Raw genomic sequence first — 18,379 nt, 5'->3', positions numbered from 1 at the left:
TTTATGGAAAAGAAAGCGATTCTGCTGGACGAAAAGGACAATGTGGCCACCTGCACCAGCGAAGCACAGCCGGAGGACATGGTTATCTGTCATGGCGGCGGCAGGGCCAAGGTTAGGGCTATCGAACTGATTCCCATTTGGCACAAGATTGCCTTGAAGCCGATTGCCAAGGGCGAGATGGTCTATAAGTACGGGGAAATCATCGGGGAAACTTTGCGGGATATCCCGCAGGGCGGCTGGGTATCGCATGAGAATATCCGCAGCATTCCCCGGGATTATGCCAGTGAGTATGTAATGGGCAAGGAGGGCAAATGATATGGAATTTTACGGTTACAGACGCAAAGAAGGCCGCCCCGGTATCCGCAATCATATTCTGATCCTGCCCACTTGTGCCTGCGGCAGTGAATCCTGCCGGATTGTGGCGAGCCAGGTGCGGGGCGCTGTGAATATTGTCTTTAACACCGGATGTAGTGATGTGGCGGCTAATACGGCAATGAGCCAGAAGGTGCTCACGGGTTTTGCGCTGAATCCCAACGTCTACGGCGTGGTCATCATCGGCCTGGGCTGTGAAACTGTACCCCATGCCCAGTTGCGGGAAAAGATACAGGCAAAGTGTTCCAAGCCGGTAGTTTCCTTTGGCATACAAGAAGAAGGCGGCACATTGAAGACCATTGAAAAAGCTGTGCGGGCAGCCAGGGAAATGGCAGCTGAAGCCGGGCTGCAGCAAAAAGAAAAATTCCCCATCAGCGAGCTGCTGTTGGGGATAGAATGTGGCGGCAGCGATGCTACCTCCGGCATTGCCTCCAATCCTGCGGTGGGCAATCTTAGCGACAGGCTCGTGGATTTGGGCGCGTCTGCCATGATGAGCGAGTCCATTGAGTGGATTGGCGGCGAACACGTGCTGGCCCGCCGGGGCGCCACGCCGGAAATCCATGATCAGATTATCCGGGTGTGCGAGGACTATGAAAAACATTTGCTGGCCGCAGGGCAGGATTGCCGGGCGGGCCAGCCGACACCGGGCAACAAAGCGGGCGGTTTGTCCACGATTGACGAAAAGAGCCTTGGCTGCATCCGCAAAGGCGGCACCCGTCCCATCGTGGAGGTGCTGGAACAGGCGCAGCCGCCCACGAAGCGCGGGGCTATCGTCATGGATACGGCAGGATACGATATTTCTTCTGTAACATCCATGGCGGCTGCCGGCTGTCAGGTCATCATCTTTACCACGGGCAGGGGAACGCCTACGGGCAATGCCATTGTCCCAGTGCTTAAAGTGACTGCCAATGAGCATACTTATAGTTGGATGGAAGATAATATGGACGTGGATCTATCGGGCATTATCCGTGGCGAGCAGACCATTGAGGAAAGCGGCGGGATGCTGCTGGAAAAGCTCCATGAGGTAGCAAACGGCAAACTCACCAAAGCGGAAGCCTATGGCTTTTCGGATATTGCGGTTGACCATGTGTGCAGATTCGTGTAATTGGCATAAGGGCGATGTGAATAGAAAAAATATGCTGTCAGACCTTGAAATCTGGCTGATCACGGTAGAAATGCTGCAAAAGCTCAATAAAGGCGTGCAGGGATTGGCGCTTGTCGTTTTTATGCGTGTAAACGCCACAGGGAATGACGACATCGCTGTCAAAGTCGAGCCAGGCAAATTCGCCGTTATGGTCATTTAAGAAGCCCGGTGCCAGACATACTCCTTTGTGGGCAGCAACGTTGGTCAGGGTATTGTCATGGTCGGGACTGTTGAAATAATCCACATGAATTTCGCTGATTATGCGTTGCTGCAGGGCACGCAGCATGGGCGGGGAGCCGCCGCCTACCATAAGTGTACGACCTTTTAAGTCGCTGGGCGTAACCAGCGGCTTTTTTGTCAGGGCATCATTTTTCTCGGTAATCAGGTAGATGTGACTGTCAAACAGGTGATGACAGGTCACATCCGGGACACGCTTCATCGTGTATTCCATGGCAAAGGTCACGTCCTGTTCGCCTTGCAGGAAGGATTCCTGTCCGTGCTGCCAGTCAAAACTGGGAATGACATTGACCGTAGGAAAACTGCGGCTGAATTGCGCAATGACCTGTGGCAGAAAGTAGATGGAGGAACGAATCGGCAGCTTTTAGAAGCAAAAGAAGCGATTCGCGAGGTTATTGATGGTTTTGCTAATTTGGAGTGCAATGTACCGGCGCAGATGATTTATTTCACTGAGGATGTTCATGTCATGGTCTATATGGGCGATAAGCTCACGATGGATATTCATGGCCGGGACACGTTGGAAAACCAGTTCAGCGCCTTTACCGGCGGCATCAAAGCATCGCATCATCAAAATGGTCAGCAGGTCATTGCGGTAGATGGCGATACGGCCACAGACGTGCATTACTGTCGTGCGGCCCTTGTGATGGAAGAAAACGGCCATACTGTGGTGTCGGATAACTACATCCGCTATACGGATAAGCTCGTGAAACAGGAGGGCAGCTGGCTCATTAAAGAACGTGAGCAGCATTTTGTCATTACGAAGAAACAAGCACTGTGATTTATCGTAAATAACTTATGGCCGCGAAAGGCTCGCTTAAAAAGCCGCGTGAGGCAATAAGCTATTATACAGACGGTACTGGTGCTTTGTCACGAGTACCGTTTTTTTATGGAGGAAAAATTTATGCCTATTAATGTATTTGAAGAAATGCGCAAGGGTGCAGCTTATGATATCCGGCAGGAAGATTATGTGGAGCAGGTGCATAGTGAACTCAACCGCTGTGCCAGTCTGTGTCAGGAAATCAATGCTACCGATGTAAACGACAAAGAAAGTATCTTGAAACAGGAAAAGGAGCTCCTGTCTAATACTGAATTTACGGATTCGTATTTTACGCCGCCTTTTCAGATTGATTGCGGCAACCGGGTATTTGTGGGCAAAAATGTCTTTGCCAATCATAATCTGACCATGATGTCTCTGGGCACCATTACGATTGAAGATGGGGTTATGCTAGGGCCGGAAGTGGGAATGTTTACCGTCAATCATGAACCGAAAAATATCCGTACGGTCATGACCAAGGAAATCCATATCAAGAAAAATGCCTGGATTGGTGCCAGAGTAAGCATTTTGCCCGGTGTAACCATTGGGGAAAATGCGATTGTCGGTACTGGGGCTGTGGTTACGAAAGATGTTCCCGATAATTGTATGGCTGTTGGCGTGCCGGCAAAGGTTGTTAAGAAATTAGATTAAGCTTATGAGAGGGGCAAATATATGCGTAAAGAGGTTATGATTGTCACTGGTGCCGGGCAGATTTCGATGGCTATTGCCCGTCGTATGGGCTATGGCAAGAAGATTATTCTTGGGGATAAAAACGAAAACAATGCACAGGCGGTTGCTGAAATCATGAATCAGGCAGGCTTTGATGTGGAGCCGTTTGTGATGGATATGTCTTCGCGGAATTCCATTCAGGCTATGGTGCAAAAAGCAACGGAATATGGTGAAGTGAAGTATTTGATTTGCGGAGCAGGTGTTTCGCCGTCACAGGCACCGATTGAAGTGATCTTGCAGGTTGACCTCTATGGGACGGCAGTATTGATGGAAGAAGTCGGCAAAGTTATCGCTGAGGGCGGCGCAGGTGTAATTATCTCCAGTCAGTCCGGTCATCGCCTGCCGGCGCTCACGCCGGAGCAGGACAGGGCGCTGGCGATGACGCCGACAGAGGAACTGTTGAAACTTGACTTTTTACAGCCGAAAAAGATAAAGGATACTTTGCATGCCTATCAGCTGGCCAAACGCTGTAATGAAAAGCGCACGATGTATGAAGCTGTCCGCTGGGGCGAACGTGGTGCAAGGATAAATGATATTGCGCCCGGAATTATCGTTACGCCTTTGGCCATAGATGAATTCAATGGCCCGCGTGGTGATTTTTACAAGAATATGTTTGCCCAATGCCCGGCAGGCCGTCCAGGCACTGCTGATGAAGTAGCTGATGTAGCAGAGCTTTTGATGAGCGAACGGGCGCAGTTTATCACGGGTTCAACATTTTTGGTAGATGGTGGTGCAACAGCCGCTTATTATTATGGGCCGTTGCAGCCAAAAAGAAAGTGAGTATGAAAAAGTCTCTATAATTTGATATCCTATCGAATCAAAAGGTCTTCTATGATAAACTATTAACAAGTCATAGAAGACCTTTTATTATGTCAAGCAAGAAGGAGGCGTCAATGAGAAAGTCTGATGTCTGGTATGAGCTGGCGGCCGGGAAAATGCCAAAACTGCTGGCAGATAAGCTGGAGCCTTTTGGCTTTCGCCGTGATGGAGATGCATATTTCTACGCAGAGGAGTTGCTGGCAGGCAGTTTTCATGGACCGTATGTAGAGGAGCTTTTGCAGTATGTGCAGACTGCTTATGGCGATGAACTCGAATATCTGTGGAAGGACATGGACGCGGCGGTTATCCGTTCGCATTTGTCGTAGAAATGGTATGCGCTCTTTATGAAGGTGCATCCCAGCAAAATCGGCATTGGCGGCAGCCAGCCTATCCGTATCATGGATTTGCATGGTACGGCAGAACAGGTGGCTGCCTTAGTAGATGGAGAGCGGTATTTCCCGGGCTGGCATATGAATCGGAAATACTGGTATACCATATGTCTGGATGGCAGTATACCGATGAGGGAGCTTCAGCAAAGAATTGACGAAAGCTTTGCATTGGCAAAGCCTAAGAAAGGGCGTTGATATGGAGGCCGAATAAGTTGTTTCTTGGGGGACTGGCAAATGTCTTAATCGTTGGGTTTGTTGCGCATGTTATAATGATAATAAGACATATCATTTACAAGCGAGGCGCTTTTTATGGCATCGACCACTCTGTTATGGAAGAAAAATCTTTTTATATGTTGTATTGCATCGTTTATCGTATCTGTTGGTATGAGCCAGATGGCACCAATCCTGCCGCTTTATATTGCTGAGCTTGGCGTCGACAATCCAGCGGATATTGCCCGTTGGTCGGGAATCGTTTTTGGTTGTAACTTCATCAGCTTGGCAATCTTCTCACCGATATGGGGCAGGCTTTCGGATCGTCTGGGACGAAAGCCAATGATTTTGCGTGCCTCCGGTTGGCTGGGCCTTATCATGATTGGCATGGGCTTTGCCCAATCGGTATGGCATCTGGTTCTTCTGCGCTTGCTACAAGGCTGCCTGAGTGGTTTTCAAGCTGCGGTCATTCCGTTGCTGGCGCAGGAAACACCGAAGAAACGCTCGGGATGGGCTATGGGGATGTTTTTTACCGCGCAGGTGTCGGGCGGACTCATGGGGCCGGTTTTCGGCGGCTGGCTCAGTGAAACGATTGGCTTCCGCAATGCGTTTTTCCTGATCGGTATATGCTGCCTGCTCGGATTTTTGGCGTTGACACAGATAAGCGAAACCAAACAGCCTGTGCGTGAAAAAGCCGCGGCGGTTGAGCTGCCAGCCTTCCGTGAGCTGCCACAGCATACCATTATCCTCGGTGTTTTCCTGACGACCATATTGCTGCATTTCTCCCTGTCCTGCGTGTCACCAATCCTTACGGTCTATGTGCAGGAGATCGCTGGTAACATCGACCATCTGGCTATCGTATCCGGTGCTATATTCTCTGCCGCAGGTTTTGCCAGTATGCTATTTGCGTCAAGGCTCGGCAGATTGGCTGACCGTATCGGCTCAGCGCGTATCTTGTTTGCCTGTCTGCTCCTTTCAGGTATCGTTACGATTCCGCAGGGGATGGTAAGTGCACCATGGCAGCTGGGAGTCCTGCGCTTCTTCCATGGCATAGCGATTGCGGGCCTTATGCCATCCACCAATAACCTTATCCGCCAATTGGCACTACCAGCTCTGATGGGGCGGATTTTTGGTATCAATCAGTCGGCGCAGTTCATCGGCATGTTTACGGGGGCGTTTTTCGGTGGCCAGTTGGCCGCCAGCATCGGCATCCGTAATCTTTTTTGGCTGGTAGCTGCATTGCTCTTGGGCAATGCTCTGTGGTGCCGGTTTTGCATTTATTCCCGCACAGAAAAATCGGCGCTGCAGTAAAGTTATGTGGTCACAGCGCCATGGAAGAGCGGTGTTATGGACAATAAGAAATTAGGGAGGTACATCTTTTGCGTAATTTACTGATCGGTTCGCTGCTACTGTCGCTGGCCGGCAGTATTTGGGGGGCCTGTTTGTTTGTAGCCGCCATCACCTGGGCGTTGATGTCCATACTCTTGAAACTGCTCAGCCGCTATTCGGTGTTTACGTTGACTTTTTATAGTGTATTCATCGCGTTTTTGGTGCTGAGCCCCTATGGAATATGGTGGCTGATTAACGAAGCAAATTATGAGGCTTTGGCCATGCCGCAGATATGGGGCTCGGTACTTTATGTGGGGATGATTTATCATGCAAATGGTGTCGTGCTAAAGAAGAAACGGCTTATTTCCTCTGGCGAATACTGGTCATGTTCCATCCACCATCTGACGGTTTCCGCAAAATCACAGATCATATGATTCAGAATATGCGTAATCTCTGCTTTGATATCCTTTTTCTCTGTTGAGAAATCATGTGTTTTTTCCTGGGTTAGCTCATCTGAAAAAACATGCTCAAAAATTTCCGTACATAAGGCCTTTAACAGTTCGTCCTTCGTTTCAAAAATGGAAAGTTTTGGTAAAATATCATTAAAAGTATTCAGAGATTGTTGGAAAAAGATGACGTCAGAATCAGTTTCTGTGATACACATACCAGCAGGAACCTGCAAGTTGACAACTGCTGGATATAGTAATAGAATACGAAGTGTCGAATGTTTTCTTCGACTAGATATTGTTTTTTTATTGTTGAGGAGCTTGCTGTTTGAGAAACAACACCTTGGAGATTGCAGGCTGACCGGGAGGTTGGCTTAATTGTAATCTCATACCAACCTCCCTGTATTGCAGTCATCAATCATCAGGAGGAAAAACAATGAGCAAAAATGACTATCTTATCCGTTTGGAAAAAATTGAGGAACATCGTGAAGTAGAAAACATGGTACGGGAATCCTTTTGGAATGTCTACCGTCCCGGTTGTTTGGAGCACTATGTTCTGCATTGTCTGCGAAATGACCCAGCCTTTGTACCAGCGCTAGATTTTGTCATGGAAAAGGATGGCCGATTGATCGGCCAGAACATCTTTATGCGTGCCGTTATCAAGGCTGATGATGGCAGGGAAATCCCGATTATGACGATGGGGCCTATCTGTATATGTCCGGAATGGAAAAGGCAGGGATATGGCAAGATTTTGCTGGACTTCAGCTTGCAGAAAGCTGCTGAACTGGGGTGTGGAGCCTTGTGTTTTGAAGGAAATATTGGTTTCTATGGCAAGAGCGGCTTTGACTATGCCAGTAATTTTGGCATTCGCTACCATGGCCTGCCGGAAGGGGCAGATGCATCCTTTTTCCTGTGCAGGGAACTTGTGCCGGGGTATCTGGCAGGCATTACCGGTGAATATACCACGCCGAAAGGGTATTTTGTAGATGAGGCAAAGGCTGAGGCTTTTGACAAAGATTTTCCTTTCAAAGAAAAATTGGTGCTGCCAGGGCAAATTTTTTAAACGTATGCTAGTAGAACTAGGCCCAGTGAATGAAACCGGCCCAGTGAATGAAACCGGTCCGTTGAATGAGACTGGCCCATTAACCGACCGCAGATGAACAGGGATTAGCTAGATAAAACAATGGGGCTGCTGCACAAAAGCCTTTTACCGCAATAACTAATATGCAAGAAAGATTTGCATACTGATTATTACAGGAAAAGGACTAAGTGCAGCAGCCCTATTTTGCATGAATTTCAAGATGGCGTAATCAAGATTTATTCTTGACTTGAAGTCAGCTCCAAGTGGTAAAATTGAAGCAAAAGAGAAATCATTGGCAGGAGAACATAATGAATAGAAGAACTTTTATCGTGGGAGGTTTGGGAACCTTGGGAGTATTAGCTGGCGGCGGTGCACTTTTTACCCAGCGGCCGGAATTTGGCAGGCTGCCGCAGGGGGAACGTCTGGCACGGATGGAAGCCTCACCGCATTATAGAAATGGCAAGTTCCAAAATCTTGTTCCCGTACAGGTCATGAATGAGGAGAACGGTGAAAATCGTTTTGTGGCGATGGCAAAATTCCTCTTTGGGGATAAGTCCCATTTATCGCCGAAGCAGGTAATGCTGTCAAAGAAGACGGATTTGCACAGCCTGAATCCGCATGATGATGTGGTGGTCTGGCTGGGGCACTCCAGTTTCTTTATGCAGCTGGGAGGCTATCGCATCTTAATTGACCCCGTGTTCAGTTCCTATGCGTCGCCCATCTTTTTCATCAACAAGGCATTTCCTGGCAGCAACGTCTATACCGTCGAGGATATGCCGGAGATTGATGTAATGGCGATTTCTCATGACCATTGGGATCATTTGGACTATCCGACGATTATGGCACTGAAGCCGAAGGTGAAGAACGTTGTCTGCCCGCTGGGGGTAGGGGAATATTTCGAGCAATGGGGATTTGACATGTCAATTATCCATGAGGAAGATTGGAATACGGAAATCAAACTGGCTGATGATTTCTCCGTCCATATCCTGCCCTCCCAGCATTTTTCGGGGCGTTTTCTGAGGCGCAATCCGACCCTGTGGTGCGGCATGGCTTTTGTGACACCCACGCGCAAGGTTTACTACACCGGCGATGGCGGCTATGGGGAACATTTCAAGGCCATTGGGCAAAAGTTTGGCGGTTTTGATCTGATGCTTGGCGAAAACGGCCAGTACAATATGGCCTGGCATGCGATTCATATGCTGCCAGAGGAAACGGCCCAGGCAGCATCGGATGTGGGAGCAAAATTGCTTCTGCCTGCCCACGGCGGCAAGTTTGCCCTTTCCCGTCATCCCTGGCAGGAACCTTATCGGGAACTGACTCGTTTTAGCCAGGGGCGGGGGTATAAAATGCTGACTCCGGAAATCGGGGAGGTGGCTTATCTTGACAGTGGCAGCACTCAGAACTTTGGGCCCTGGTGGGAGGACATGAAATAACAGCAAAAGAGCGTTATCGATGTTGATGACGCTCTTTTACTGCATTGAGTTTTTTATTCTTGTTTTTCAACCATCGTCTGGTCAATAGCAGAGAAAATGTTTGAGGAATGTTCCTGTTTACAGAAAGCTATTTTTCAGAGCTTCTAAAAACTTCTGAGAGGCTTTGGAAAATACCTGATTCTTTTTCCAGGCGATAAATGGCTGAGCAAAAATCTCCGGTTTCGGGGGGCGACAGCAGATGTCGCTCCCTTTTGTATTGATGATGTTTTCGAAGGCCAGAACACAGCCAAGTCCCTCCCGTACCATCAGGGAGGCGTTGTAGAGCAGGGTGTAGGAACCAGCGATATGCAGCTCTTCCGGAGGCTTGCCTAACCAGTTTAGCAGTTCATCTCCGTGGGTGCTGGGAGAGAGGGGTTGCCGTGAGATAAGCAAAGGCTGGTTATGCAAGTCAGTAGGGGAAATGGTTTCATTTTGGGCCAGTTCGTCCTGATTATTCATGAGCACTACCCACCGGTCTCGGGCTGGCAGGGAAAGTTGATGATATTTCGCCGGGTCAAGGTCACCATAGACATAACCAAAGTCGATAAGGCCCCTGTCCAGACGATGCAGGGTGGTTTCGCCATCGCCACTTATGATGTCCAGATTTAACCGAAAGCACGTGATGTTTTTTTGGGGACTGTTTACCTTGTGCAATGTGGTGGCGGTCTTTGCAATATCTTCGGCAGCGTGCTGGCGGGCAACCTCCTGACCATACGTCCGTTGCCAGTGATTAAGGCATTTCCCTTGGTTACGGCTATGCTGTATGGGGTTATGTTTGGCGGTGGCAGTGCCTGGCCGTTTATGGGGGCAGTGGTCATTCTGTGGGGGATTTTAGGCGGCATCAACGGCAATATAAACCAATATTGGATAACCAAAGCCGCTCCCGAGGCTCCAGATTTTGCCAATGGGCTCTTCCAGACAGCGGCAAATATTGGCTGCGTTCTGGGGACAACCGTTGGCGGCTGGTTTATAGAAAGCTGGGGAATAGAATTTGTAGTATTGGCTGGTCTGGGACTTTGCGGTGCAGCGGCCTTAGTTATCTGGGGGCAGTGCTTCATGATGAACAGTGCAGCCGGTATGCATATACAGGCCGAAGAGGTATAGATTGATTTGACTTGGCGTTTACGATGGAGGAGAGCGTATGAGCAAGAACGTATTAGTGATTTCTACGAGTCTGCGGAAAAACAGCAACTCAGAACAACTGGCAACAGCGTTTGCTGATGGAGCCAGAGAAGCGGGGCATAATGTAGTGGAGATTTCCCTGCGGGATAAAACCTTAGGTTTTTGCAGGGGATGTCTTGCCTGTCAGAAGACTTTGCAGTGTGTAATCAAGGATGATGCCAACGATATTGTGGAAAAGATGGGCAAGGCTGATATGTTGGTGTTTGCAACACCTATCTATTACTACGAAATGTGCGGTCAGTTAAAGACGCTTTTGGATAGAGCAAATCCGTTATTCCCAACAGATTATAACTTTCGGGAGGTCTATCTATTGGCAACCGCTGCTGATGAAGAAGCGAATGCTGTCGGTGGTGCCCGCAAAGGAATGGAAGGATGGGTGGCCTGTTTTCCAAAAGCTCAGCTTAAAGACGTATTGTTTTGTGGTGGTGTGACCGGGGCGAGAGAAATTGAGGGCAACGAAGCTTTGGTCCGAGCTAGACTGATGGGAAACAGCTAGGTATAACGATGTGTTTGCCGCTTGCTGGCAGCCAATCCAAGATAAACTGACGGAATTTCTTGCTTGCCGTTGTGGGCAGAGTGTATTTATCCGTGATAAGGTAAACACTCTGTCCTTTTTCTGTGCCTTCGCTCAGAGGGCGAAGAACGATATCCTCATGGGTATTTAGAACCGCTGCATAATCGTAGCCGATGTTGATGGCGTGATTCTGGGCCACCAGTTCCGTGATGATTGATTCATCTGCTGTTTCGCCAAGAATCTTCACTTTCAATCCTGGCAGGAGAATGTACCGGTCAATGTTATCCCGGAAACATTGATAAGCCCGGCCTTTGCTGATGATGGTTTCTCCATCCAAATCGGCATAGGATAGTTCTTGCTTGGCGGCCAGGGGATGGTTTTTATGGAGGCGGACACAGTATCGAGAAAAGAATAGCTCATCACCATGAAAACGGCTGTTGTCCAAAGGGCCTGTCACTATGGCAAAATTGCATTTCTTGGCGGCAAGGCCGTCAAGGGCAGCATCATCTGTGGTATCCACAACGCTGAGGATAATATCGGGGTGGGCCGCATGGAAGTCCAGCAGGAAATTGGCCCCCAGGTAGGCCAGGATATGGTCAAGGGCATAAATGGTAACAACGCTTTTTGACTGAGAGGCCAGGGTATTCATGCCCTCGATATAGCGATAATCATCCAAAAGACGCTGGGCATGGGGAAGCAGTGTGGTGGCATAATCCGTTGGTTCCAGACCGCGTGGTGTGCGGTTAAAAAGAACTTGACCAAGCTCTTTTTCCAACTGGCGGATGATTTTGCTGATGCCCTGACGGCTGACATATAGTTTATCAGCCGCAGCTTGAATATTGCGGCTGCGATAGGCCTCGATGAAGTATTCCAGTTGTTTTTGATTCATGGGAAACACCTCCTGGTTTTAGTTTACCGCAACAGAATGGTTGCGGCAAGTGCCGAAGCATTTGCTTGTTGACGGATTATTCGATTGTTAGAATAGCAGTAAGAGATAAGTCAGCAATCTATGTGTGAGAGGAGCTTTTAACATGAAATTGACACAGATACGTAATGCCACCAACCGTTTGGAATTTGCCGGCAAGACCTTTTTGATTGACCCATGGCTGTCACCCAAACATGTGCTGTCGTTTGTTGACATACCGGGGATGCCCTTCCATGTGCCAGATCCTGTAAAGGAGAACATGGCTATGCCCTTTTATGACCTGCCCGTGTCCGTGGAAGAAATATTGCAGGGGGTTGATTATTATGTGGTAACGCATATTCATCCGGACCACATTGATATGGCAATGGATGGCACAGTGGGGGCTCCTTTAGATAAAAATGTACCAGTCATCTGTCAAAATGAGGAAGATGCAGCTGTTTTCGAGAAATCTGGCTTTAGGAAGATTATCGTCCTTTTCTGTGAGGGGATGGATTTTGGTGCGGCAAGGCTGACGCAGGTGCCTGCTCGTCATGGAACTGTAGTTCCTTGTGGTGAAACCATGGGAATCATGTTTACCTCCCCTAAGGAGAAAACGTTCTATCTGGCTGGGGATACAGTTTGGTATCCTGAAGTGCAGGAAAATATTCGCAAGTTCAGCCCGGAGGTTATTGCCCTTAACTGTTCTGCTGCTGAATTGGTAGAAAATGGCCGTTTGATTATGAATGATGAGGATGTTTGGTCTGTGGCCATGGAAGCACCGCAGGCTAGACTTTATCTTACGCATTTGGATAATGTTGCTCATGCTACCATTACCCGTCATACGATGCGTTCCCTGCTCATGGCCCGTCATGTGGAAAATTATGATATGCCTGGCGATGGCGAAAGCCTTTGCTACTAAGCAATATTGGCTTAGGAAGGGACGTTCTGGCCCGCAAGGGTGTAGACCTGAAAAATCCTCGTATTATCTTTGCTATTGAGGCTAAGGACATTGGGGGAAACTATGCAATGCGAGACTGGATACTTGGCGGTATGCAGGTCGAGGACGCAGAGATGGTGGAACGGTTCAGGCTGATCATTCCCCAGATATTGGTGCCATATTTTTGATGAAGGTAAATGACAGCATAGAAAAGAAAGCCGGTCTTATTCTTTGTTCAATTTTTGCTCAGCAGATTGGCGTATTTTTCTATATGTGGCAAAGGGGTTCCAACGAGCATACGAACGGCCTGCTTAGAGAATATTTCCCAAAGGGCAAGGACATAACAGAAATCCCTGATGACTACATACAGAGAAAAGTTGCTATGATGAACTTGCGCCCAAGGAAATGTCTTAACTACAGAACACCATATGAGGTCCATTTTGAGAAAGTATTGCACTTAGCTTGACAATCCGCCTGACAATGAAAAATATTACTGTAGTCTTCAGCTAGTTCGTTTTGAGGGAACACCGCCATCAAAAAAATATTTATGCTTATAAGAATCCTGCAGGTGCATGTTGCGGCGTGGAATCCAAAGGAGCGTGCTTTTGGGGGTGTCAAACTTTACAGAAACCCTGCGAGTGTTGACGTATGATAGGTAAAGGTGTAAAATTCTTACTTAAAATATTGGGCTCAATTTAGGTCAGCTGGCAGAAGCGTTCGGTCATCCTCTCAACGGGGGAGGCTGCCATCAGCTGCTGTGGCATAATGCTGCCGCCTGTGGAAGCAGAGCCACCTGATTCAGTGCATACCATTCATGTAGAACCTATGGAAGATGAATATTATGTTGCGGTGAATCACAGTATGGATAAGAAACATTACATATCGTTTGTGGCAGCTGTCAAAGAGGATGGATATGAGCTAAAGAAACTCTACCCGGAAGGGGTAGCTGAGGCCAGGTTTAAGCGGAGCAATATTCGTAAGCTGTATTATTACTGCAATCAGCATGGCCTGTTTCAGGTGCCATTGACGGCAGGCAAAGGATTATGAATATTTTAGGGGAGGGCTTAGAATGAGCAGGATTGTGGTTTTGGTGGGCAGCAATCGAAAAGGCGGCAATACGGATTTACTGGCAAAGGCCTTTGCAGATGGTGCCGGTGACCGTCATGAGGTAGAGCTGATATCCGTAGCCGATTATAAGGTGGGGCCCTGTATTGGCTGTAACAGTTGTTTCCAAAAGGAAGGGAATCCCTGTTTTCAGCAGGATGATATGCAGCAGATTTATGACAAGCTCAAAGTGGCAGATATCTTGGTCATTGCTTCGCCCGTGTATTTCTATGGGGTTAGCGCTCAGTTGAAGGCGATTATCGACCGGCTGCACAATCCGCGGCGTGATGCGTTCAATATCAGGAAATTGGCGATGATTCTGGTTGGCGCCGCGACCTTGCCGGAACTATTTGATGCAATCCTCATGCAGTATAAGCTGGTCTTGAACTTCTTCAACTTAGAGGATGGCGGTACGGTGCTGGTGCGCGGTGCCAAGGAAAAAGGTGACGTTCGGCAGGGAGACAGCCTGCAGCAGGCTTTTAAGCTGGGACAGACCATTTCTTGAGATGTCAGTGGTACCATGAGGGGGATTATCCCCAGGGCAAGCCCAGGAAAAACGGTAGAAACATTATTATAGAGTGAAAGTTTGGAGGAAATATTTACGTCTAATGAACGTGAACTTATATCTAAATTTGAAACGATGATTAACACAGTCGGAACCACTCAAAGGACCAAAAGGTTATCGTTTCATCGTCCATATGATGCACGCGGCCTTCTCCGATATCCAGTGGCATCTCAATGACTGTGTAATCGAGTCAAACAAGATTGCTGTTTGCTGGAATTGTACCAGGACCCATGATGGAGAATTGACCATTGAAGCTAGCGGGGGAATGTTGATGCGCATGGTGGTGCAGGGCATGATGCCCCGCTATCAACTGGTGATGCTGCGGATGTTTAACAGGATCACTCCTATGATGATGAACAAGATGCCCAAGCCGGTGGTAAGGTCCATCTGTTCATGCCAGATAAATACCGCCACCAGCGCCGTAAGAGCTGTCCCGACGCCAGCCCATATCGCATAGGCAATGCCCAGGGGGAGCAACAGCAAGGATTTGGAAAAAATGTAGAAACAGGTTCCCATTCCCGCTATGAAAGCAACGCTGGGCATTAGTTTGGTAAAACCGCAGGAGGCTTTCAGCATAGAGGTGGAAACAATTTCCAGGGCGATAGCGATGGCGAGCAGAAGATAACCTTTTAGCATGTGTTTAAAATCCTTTCGAAAAAAATAAGGCCAGATAAGAATGCGATCTTATCTGGCCTGAATAACCCGTTCCGGTGTCTATGGACACCTTATCTGGCAAGCAGGCGATTGCTTGCCGTCCGATACGAGTATTGATTTTAGCAAATAGGCTGATGGATGTCAACCGAGATTTGATTTTTTGACATGTCAAATCAGCTGAGGCAGGAATCTTGCCTGGACCCTTGGCAGGATCTGCATAGCGATGTTAGGGAGTGGAATGAAGCGGGAAGAGAAAAGCAAAGATATTCGCGGGGGTGGCAGAAGTCCTGAGCTGGACAGCTTTGGGTGTATGCTTTATGATGTGTACATATTGATTTACCATTGGAGGCATTTGTCATGGCATATGAAGCAAAATACACGTTAAGGGTCCTGATTGATGATTGGGTGGAGGAAAAGCCTTGGGAACTGGAGGGGGAGCATGGCCTTTCCTTTTACGTCGAGACCCCGGAGAGCAAGTTCCTCTTTGACTGCGGGCATACCGGGGCGGCCTGGCGCAATGCGGAGAAGATGGGCGTAGACCTATCTGCCGTGGATTTTGTCGCCTTGAGCCACTCCCATTATGACCATGCGGGTGGGTTCCCTGCGCTGCTGGCGCACGTAAAGCCCAAGGTGCTTTATACCGGCCCGGATTTCTGGCAGGAGAAGTATTCCTATGACCGGGAGAAGGATGAATACCTGTATAAGGGCTGCGGCTTTACGGCGGACGATCTGGCTGCCTGGGGGATCGAGCAGCGCGAATGCCAGGATATGATAAGGCTGGACAATCATGCAACCCTCTTCACTGGTTTTGCGCGAACGACGGACTTTGAGCATATCCCTGAAAAATTCGTGCGTGGGGCAGCGAAGGAACCGGATTCCTTTACCGATGAGATCTGCCTGCTGCTGGAGGAGGGAAATGGCCTCTGCATGGTCGTAGGATGCTCCCATAGGGGAATTGTGAATATGGTGGCAGCTGTCAAGGAGCGGACGGGAAAGCAAGTCCTTCGTGTGGTTGGCGGCATTCATCTGGCAGGGGCCAGCGAGGCGTGTGTCAGTCAAACCGTTAAAGAGCTTAAAAGTCTTGGCGTAGCGTATTTCAATCTGTGCCATTGTTCCCTGGATGCGTGCCACAGCTCTGGTGTTTGGCCCATGTATCTTGATACTTTTGCTGCCGGCTCGGCAATCTGCAGCGGACAGGAGGAGGGGGTGCCATTGTTGGCGGCCATCCTCTATGATTCGCGCACGCATACCACGGAAAAGGCGGCCGCCTTTATCGCCGAAGGCGTGCAAAGGGCAGGCCTGCAGCCTGCTTGTTTTCATATCGATGAGGCGGATGCAGAATATATCGAAAAAGCAGACCTTATTATCCTCGGCTCGCCTACCTATATGGCTTCGGTCACCGCTAAAATGAAAACCTGGCTCGAGGAGAAAGGCTCCAAGCTGGATCTGGCCTATAAAGTGGGCGGAGCCTTTGCCACGGAGCAGTATATCCACGGTGGCGGGGAAAATGCGATCCGGGAAATGCTGACATTCATGATGGTGCAGGGCATGATGACTTATTCGGGGGGCAAGGCTTATGGCAAGCCAATCATCCATCTCGGCCCTGTGGGTATGAGCCAGGATATCGGATCCTTCAGGGATCTGTTCGTGGCCTATGGGGAGCGCATGGGGAAACTGGCAGCCTGGCTGGCCTGACGCGATATCTGCTCGTGGCAGTTCTCTGTAAGCCGGCAGGTTGACTAGTCAGATTGACTGGTCAACCTGCCGGTTGTTTTTGTGGGCTGGATTTACTTTATACCAGCAACGCGTTATAATCGAGGAACAAAGGAGGAGGAATCTATTGCGTAATCTGCTTATCGGTTCGGTACTGTTGTCACTGGCGGGCAGTATCTGGGGCGCCATGTTCATCGCCGTCCGGCTGACGACAGGGGTTATTACGCCTGTGGCCTTGGTCTGGATGCGGTATGGCGTGGCGCTTATTCCCTTGGTATTTCTCATGTACCAGCAAAAAATCTCGTGGAAGATCGAGCGCAAGGACTGGAAACTGCTCCTGCTTTCGGCCCTTACGGGAAACACTTTGTCGATTGTCACCCAGGAATCCGGCACTATGCTGACTTCTGCGCAAATGGGGTCTGTCATAACAGCAGCTACCCCGGCGTTCATGGTGGTCTTTGGCTGTCTGTTGCTCCATGAGCGGTTCAATCTCAGCCGCTTGTTGTCGGTGGTTCTGGCCACCGTTGGGGTACTGCTCATCGTGGTTGATCCCGATAATATGCGCAGCGGCAGTCTGCTGGGCGGGCTCTACCTCAGTATTGCCGCCGTTACCTGGGCTCTGATGTCCATATTGCTCAAGCTGCTGAGCCGCTATTCGGTGTTTGCCCTGACTTTTTACAGTGTGCTGATTGCCTTTTTGGCGCTGAGTCCTTATGGCCTCTGGTGGCTGGCTGCTGAAGCGGATCTTGCCGCACTGGCCCGGCCGGAGATAGGGGGCTCGGTGCTCTATGTGGGAGTGGTTTCCACGACTGCCGGCTTTGTCCTTTGGAGCAAGGGCCTTACCTATATGGATGCCTCTATCGGCGGCCTTTTCATGTTCTTCCAGCCGGTGGTGGGAACGCTGCTGGGGCATTTCCTGCTCGGCGAGGCAATCACCAGCTATTTTGCGCCAGGTTTTGCCCTTATTGCCAGCGGGGTGGTGCTGGCTATGCGGGGCGGCAACACCACCGCCGCAGAAAAGCTGGCCCTGGCAAATCCAAGACAAGGAGCTTCGCTATGAAAATATTTGTCGATGCAGATGCCTGCCCGGTGGTCAAGGAAACAGAAGAAGTGGCGGCAAAATATTCGGTGCCAGTGGTTTTGCTATGCGATACCAATCACATCCTGCAGTCTGCTTATAGCGAGGTAAAGATAATCGGCGCAGGAGCCGATGCGGTGGACTTTGCACTGGTCAATTGCTGCCGGTCTGGCGATTTGGTGGTTACGCAGGATTATGGAGTGGCAGCCATGGCTTTGGGCAAGAAGGCGTATGCTATTCACCAGAATGGCTGGCAGTATACCAATGAAAATATCGAGCGGCTGCTGATGGAACGCCATCTGGGGAAGAAGGCACGTCGTGCCTCGAGTAAAAGCCATTGGAAAGGGCCACGGAAGCGCTCCGTGGAAGATAATATACAGTATCAGGCAAAACTGGAAGGATTGCTGAAAAAGATTATGGAGGAAACCGATGGATAAACAATATGGGCGGCCGATCCCGCAGGCAGGTGAGATATGGCAGCATTTCAAACACAACGATTACAAGATTATCGCCTGCCCGGTAATCCATACCGAAACGGAGGAGCTGTACTGCGTGTATCAGGCGCTTTATGGGGACTATGGCATATTCTGCCGGCCGCTAGCCATGTTCATGAGCGAGGTGGATCATGCGAAATATCCCCAGGCAGAGCAGAAATACCGGTTTGAATGCAAATGATGCCAAGAGGT

The 18,379-nt window shown here is 49.3% G+C and carries 23 protein-coding genes and 3 pseudogenes; 22 read left to right on the top strand and 4 right to left on the bottom strand.

Annotated features, from left to right (window positions below; translation table 11 throughout):
* Positions 1-3: 3 nt before the first annotated feature.
* Complete coding sequence (locus BM322_RS02095; protein ID WP_075428232.1) at positions 4-315, top strand: UxaA family hydrolase; 312 nt, start codon at positions 4-6, stop codon at positions 313-315.
* A gap of 1 nt (position 316) precedes the next feature.
* Positions 317-1,477, top strand: a complete 1,161-nt coding sequence (locus tag BM322_RS02090; protein WP_075428231.1) for a UxaA family hydrolase — start codon at positions 317-319, stop codon at positions 1,475-1,477.
* A 37-nt stretch (positions 1,478-1,514) separates the two neighbouring features.
* On the opposite strand, the gene BM322_RS02085 is transcribed toward BM322_RS02090, so the two are convergent.
* Positions 1,515-2,036: a LysR substrate-binding domain-containing protein gene (locus BM322_RS02085; protein ID WP_318254511.1), complete on the bottom strand. Its 522-nt coding sequence runs from the start codon at positions 2,034-2,036 to the stop codon at positions 1,515-1,517.
* Between BM322_RS02085 and BM322_RS02080 the strand changes: the two genes are divergently transcribed.
* The 9 genes and pseudogenes from BM322_RS02080 to BM322_RS02040 all read left to right on the top strand — a co-directional run bounded on the left by BM322_RS02080 (position 2,013) and on the right by BM322_RS02040 (position 9,003).
* Positions 2,013-2,531: a nuclear transport factor 2 family protein gene (locus tag BM322_RS02080; RefSeq protein WP_318254492.1), complete on the top strand. Its 519-nt coding sequence runs from the start codon at positions 2,013-2,015 to the stop codon at positions 2,529-2,531. The genes BM322_RS02085 and BM322_RS02080 overlap by 24 nt on opposite strands.
* Positions 2,532-2,654: 123 nt before the next feature.
* Entirely contained in the window at positions 2,655-3,218 is a 564-nt protein-coding gene (locus BM322_RS02075; RefSeq protein WP_082334297.1) for a DapH/DapD/GlmU-related protein, read from the top strand.
* A 21-nt stretch (positions 3,219-3,239) separates the two neighbouring features.
* Complete coding sequence (locus BM322_RS02070; protein ID WP_075428230.1) at positions 3,240-4,076, top strand: SDR family oxidoreductase; 837 nt, start codon at positions 3,240-3,242, stop codon at positions 4,074-4,076.
* Positions 4,077-4,189: 113 nt separating this feature from the next.
* Positions 4,190-4,441, top strand: a complete 252-nt coding sequence (locus BM322_RS02065) for a hypothetical protein (protein ID WP_075428229.1) — start codon at positions 4,190-4,192, stop codon at positions 4,439-4,441.
* Positions 4,442-4,453: 12 nt separating this feature from the next.
* Positions 4,454-4,699, top strand: a pseudogene (locus tag BM322_RS02060) (MmcQ/YjbR family DNA-binding protein); the annotation flags it as partial.
* Positions 4,700-4,813: 114 nt separating this feature from the next.
* A complete protein-coding gene (locus BM322_RS02055) occupies positions 4,814-6,025 on the top strand; it encodes an MFS transporter (RefSeq protein ID WP_075428227.1) in 1,212 nt (403 codons plus the stop codon).
* 68 nt (positions 6,026-6,093) lie between these two features.
* Positions 6,094-6,477 carry a hypothetical protein gene (locus BM322_RS13495; RefSeq protein WP_177220797.1) on the top strand — a complete coding sequence of 128 codons (384 nt, stop codon included), beginning with the start codon at positions 6,094-6,096 and terminating at the stop codon, positions 6,475-6,477.
* A 448-nt stretch (positions 6,478-6,925) separates the two neighbouring features.
* The gene (locus BM322_RS02045; RefSeq protein WP_075428225.1) at positions 6,926-7,552 is read left to right on the top strand and encodes a GNAT family N-acetyltransferase; all 627 of its coding nucleotides are present in this window, start codon (positions 6,926-6,928) and stop codon (positions 7,550-7,552) included.
* A 326-nt stretch (positions 7,553-7,878) separates the two neighbouring features.
* Positions 7,879-9,003 carry an MBL fold metallo-hydrolase gene (locus BM322_RS02040; protein ID WP_075428224.1) on the top strand — a complete coding sequence of 375 codons (1,125 nt, stop codon included), beginning with the start codon at positions 7,879-7,881 and terminating at the stop codon, positions 9,001-9,003.
* Between the two features lie 117 nt (positions 9,004-9,120).
* On the opposite strand, the gene BM322_RS02035 is transcribed toward BM322_RS02040, so the two are convergent.
* Positions 9,121-9,696 (bottom strand): LysR substrate-binding domain-containing protein, encoded by a 576-nt coding sequence (locus tag BM322_RS02035; RefSeq protein WP_075428223.1) that lies wholly within the window; start codon positions 9,694-9,696, stop codon positions 9,121-9,123.
* Here BM322_RS02035 and BM322_RS13750 point away from each other — a divergent pair.
* Both BM322_RS13750 and BM322_RS02025 read left to right on the top strand, forming a co-directional pair.
* A complete protein-coding gene (locus BM322_RS13750; protein WP_318254514.1) occupies positions 9,673-10,146 on the top strand; it encodes a hypothetical protein in 474 nt (157 codons plus the stop codon). The genes BM322_RS02035 and BM322_RS13750 overlap by 24 nt on opposite strands.
* A gap of 37 nt (positions 10,147-10,183) precedes the next feature.
* Positions 10,184-10,720, top strand: coding sequence for a flavodoxin family protein (locus tag BM322_RS02025; protein WP_075428221.1), 537 nt, complete (start codon positions 10,184-10,186; stop codon positions 10,718-10,720).
* Here BM322_RS02025 and BM322_RS02020 read toward each other — a convergent pair.
* Complete coding sequence (locus BM322_RS02020; RefSeq protein ID WP_075428220.1) at positions 10,698-11,627, bottom strand: LysR family transcriptional regulator; 930 nt, start codon at positions 11,625-11,627, stop codon at positions 10,698-10,700. The two genes, BM322_RS02025 and BM322_RS02020, sit on opposite strands and share 23 nt — an antisense overlap.
* Before the next feature lie 142 nt (positions 11,628-11,769).
* Here BM322_RS02020 and BM322_RS02015 point away from each other — a divergent pair, with 142 nt between their 5' ends.
* The 5 genes and pseudogenes from BM322_RS02015 to BM322_RS13845 all read left to right on the top strand — a co-directional run.
* Positions 11,770-12,561 carry an MBL fold metallo-hydrolase gene (locus BM322_RS02015; RefSeq protein WP_075428219.1) on the top strand — a complete coding sequence of 264 codons (792 nt, stop codon included), beginning with the start codon at positions 11,770-11,772 and terminating at the stop codon, positions 12,559-12,561.
* Between the two features lie 292 nt (positions 12,562-12,853).
* Positions 12,854-13,045 (top strand): annotated as a pseudogene (locus BM322_RS02005) (transposase); the annotation flags it as partial.
* A gap of 299 nt (positions 13,046-13,344) precedes the next feature.
* Positions 13,345-13,626 (top strand): desulfoferrodoxin family protein, encoded by a 282-nt coding sequence (locus BM322_RS02000; protein WP_082334293.1) that lies wholly within the window; start codon positions 13,345-13,347, stop codon positions 13,624-13,626.
* 22 nt (positions 13,627-13,648) lie between these two features.
* Positions 13,649-14,188: a flavodoxin family protein gene (locus BM322_RS01995; RefSeq protein WP_075428217.1), complete on the top strand. Its 540-nt coding sequence runs from the start codon at positions 13,649-13,651 to the stop codon at positions 14,186-14,188.
* Positions 14,189-14,348: 160 nt separating this feature from the next.
* Positions 14,349-14,480: pseudogene (locus BM322_RS13845) on the top strand (hypothetical protein); the annotation flags it as partial.
* Positions 14,481-14,554: 74 nt separating this feature from the next.
* Here BM322_RS13845 and BM322_RS01985 read toward each other — a convergent pair.
* Positions 14,555-14,884: a multidrug efflux SMR transporter gene (locus BM322_RS01985; RefSeq protein ID WP_075428215.1), complete on the bottom strand. Its 330-nt coding sequence runs from the start codon at positions 14,882-14,884 to the stop codon at positions 14,555-14,557.
* A 375-nt stretch (positions 14,885-15,259) separates the two neighbouring features.
* On the opposite strand from BM322_RS01985, the gene BM322_RS13745 reads away from it, so the two are divergent.
* The 4 genes from BM322_RS13745 to BM322_RS01960 all read left to right on the top strand — a co-directional run bounded on the left by BM322_RS13745 (position 15,260) and on the right by BM322_RS01960 (position 18,368).
* Positions 15,260-16,597 carry an MBL fold metallo-hydrolase gene (locus BM322_RS13745; protein ID WP_318254490.1) on the top strand — a complete coding sequence of 446 codons (1,338 nt, stop codon included), beginning with the start codon at positions 15,260-15,262 and terminating at the stop codon, positions 16,595-16,597.
* A gap of 145 nt (positions 16,598-16,742) precedes the next feature.
* Positions 16,743-17,675 (top strand): DMT family transporter, encoded by a 933-nt coding sequence (locus tag BM322_RS01970; RefSeq protein ID WP_074514567.1) that lies wholly within the window; start codon positions 16,743-16,745, stop codon positions 17,673-17,675.
* Complete coding sequence (locus BM322_RS01965) at positions 17,672-18,130, top strand: YaiI/YqxD family protein (RefSeq protein ID WP_075428214.1); 459 nt, start codon at positions 17,672-17,674, stop codon at positions 18,128-18,130. The genes BM322_RS01970 and BM322_RS01965 overlap by 4 nt, the downstream gene beginning before the upstream one ends.
* Positions 18,123-18,368, top strand: coding sequence for a DUF1653 domain-containing protein (locus BM322_RS01960; protein ID WP_074514564.1), 246 nt, complete (start codon positions 18,123-18,125; stop codon positions 18,366-18,368). The genes BM322_RS01965 and BM322_RS01960 overlap by 8 nt, the downstream gene beginning before the upstream one ends.
* The last annotated feature ends 11 nt before the right edge of the window (positions 18,369-18,379 follow it).

Source organism: Selenomonas sp. GACV-9, assembly GCA_900116485.1.
In the GTDB taxonomy this organism is placed as follows: Bacteria; Bacillota; Negativicutes; order Selenomonadales; family Selenomonadaceae; genus Selenomonas_A; species Selenomonas_A ruminantium_G.
The sequence above is the reverse complement of the archived record's forward strand: the minus strand, read 5'-3'. Positions and strand labels throughout refer to the sequence as shown.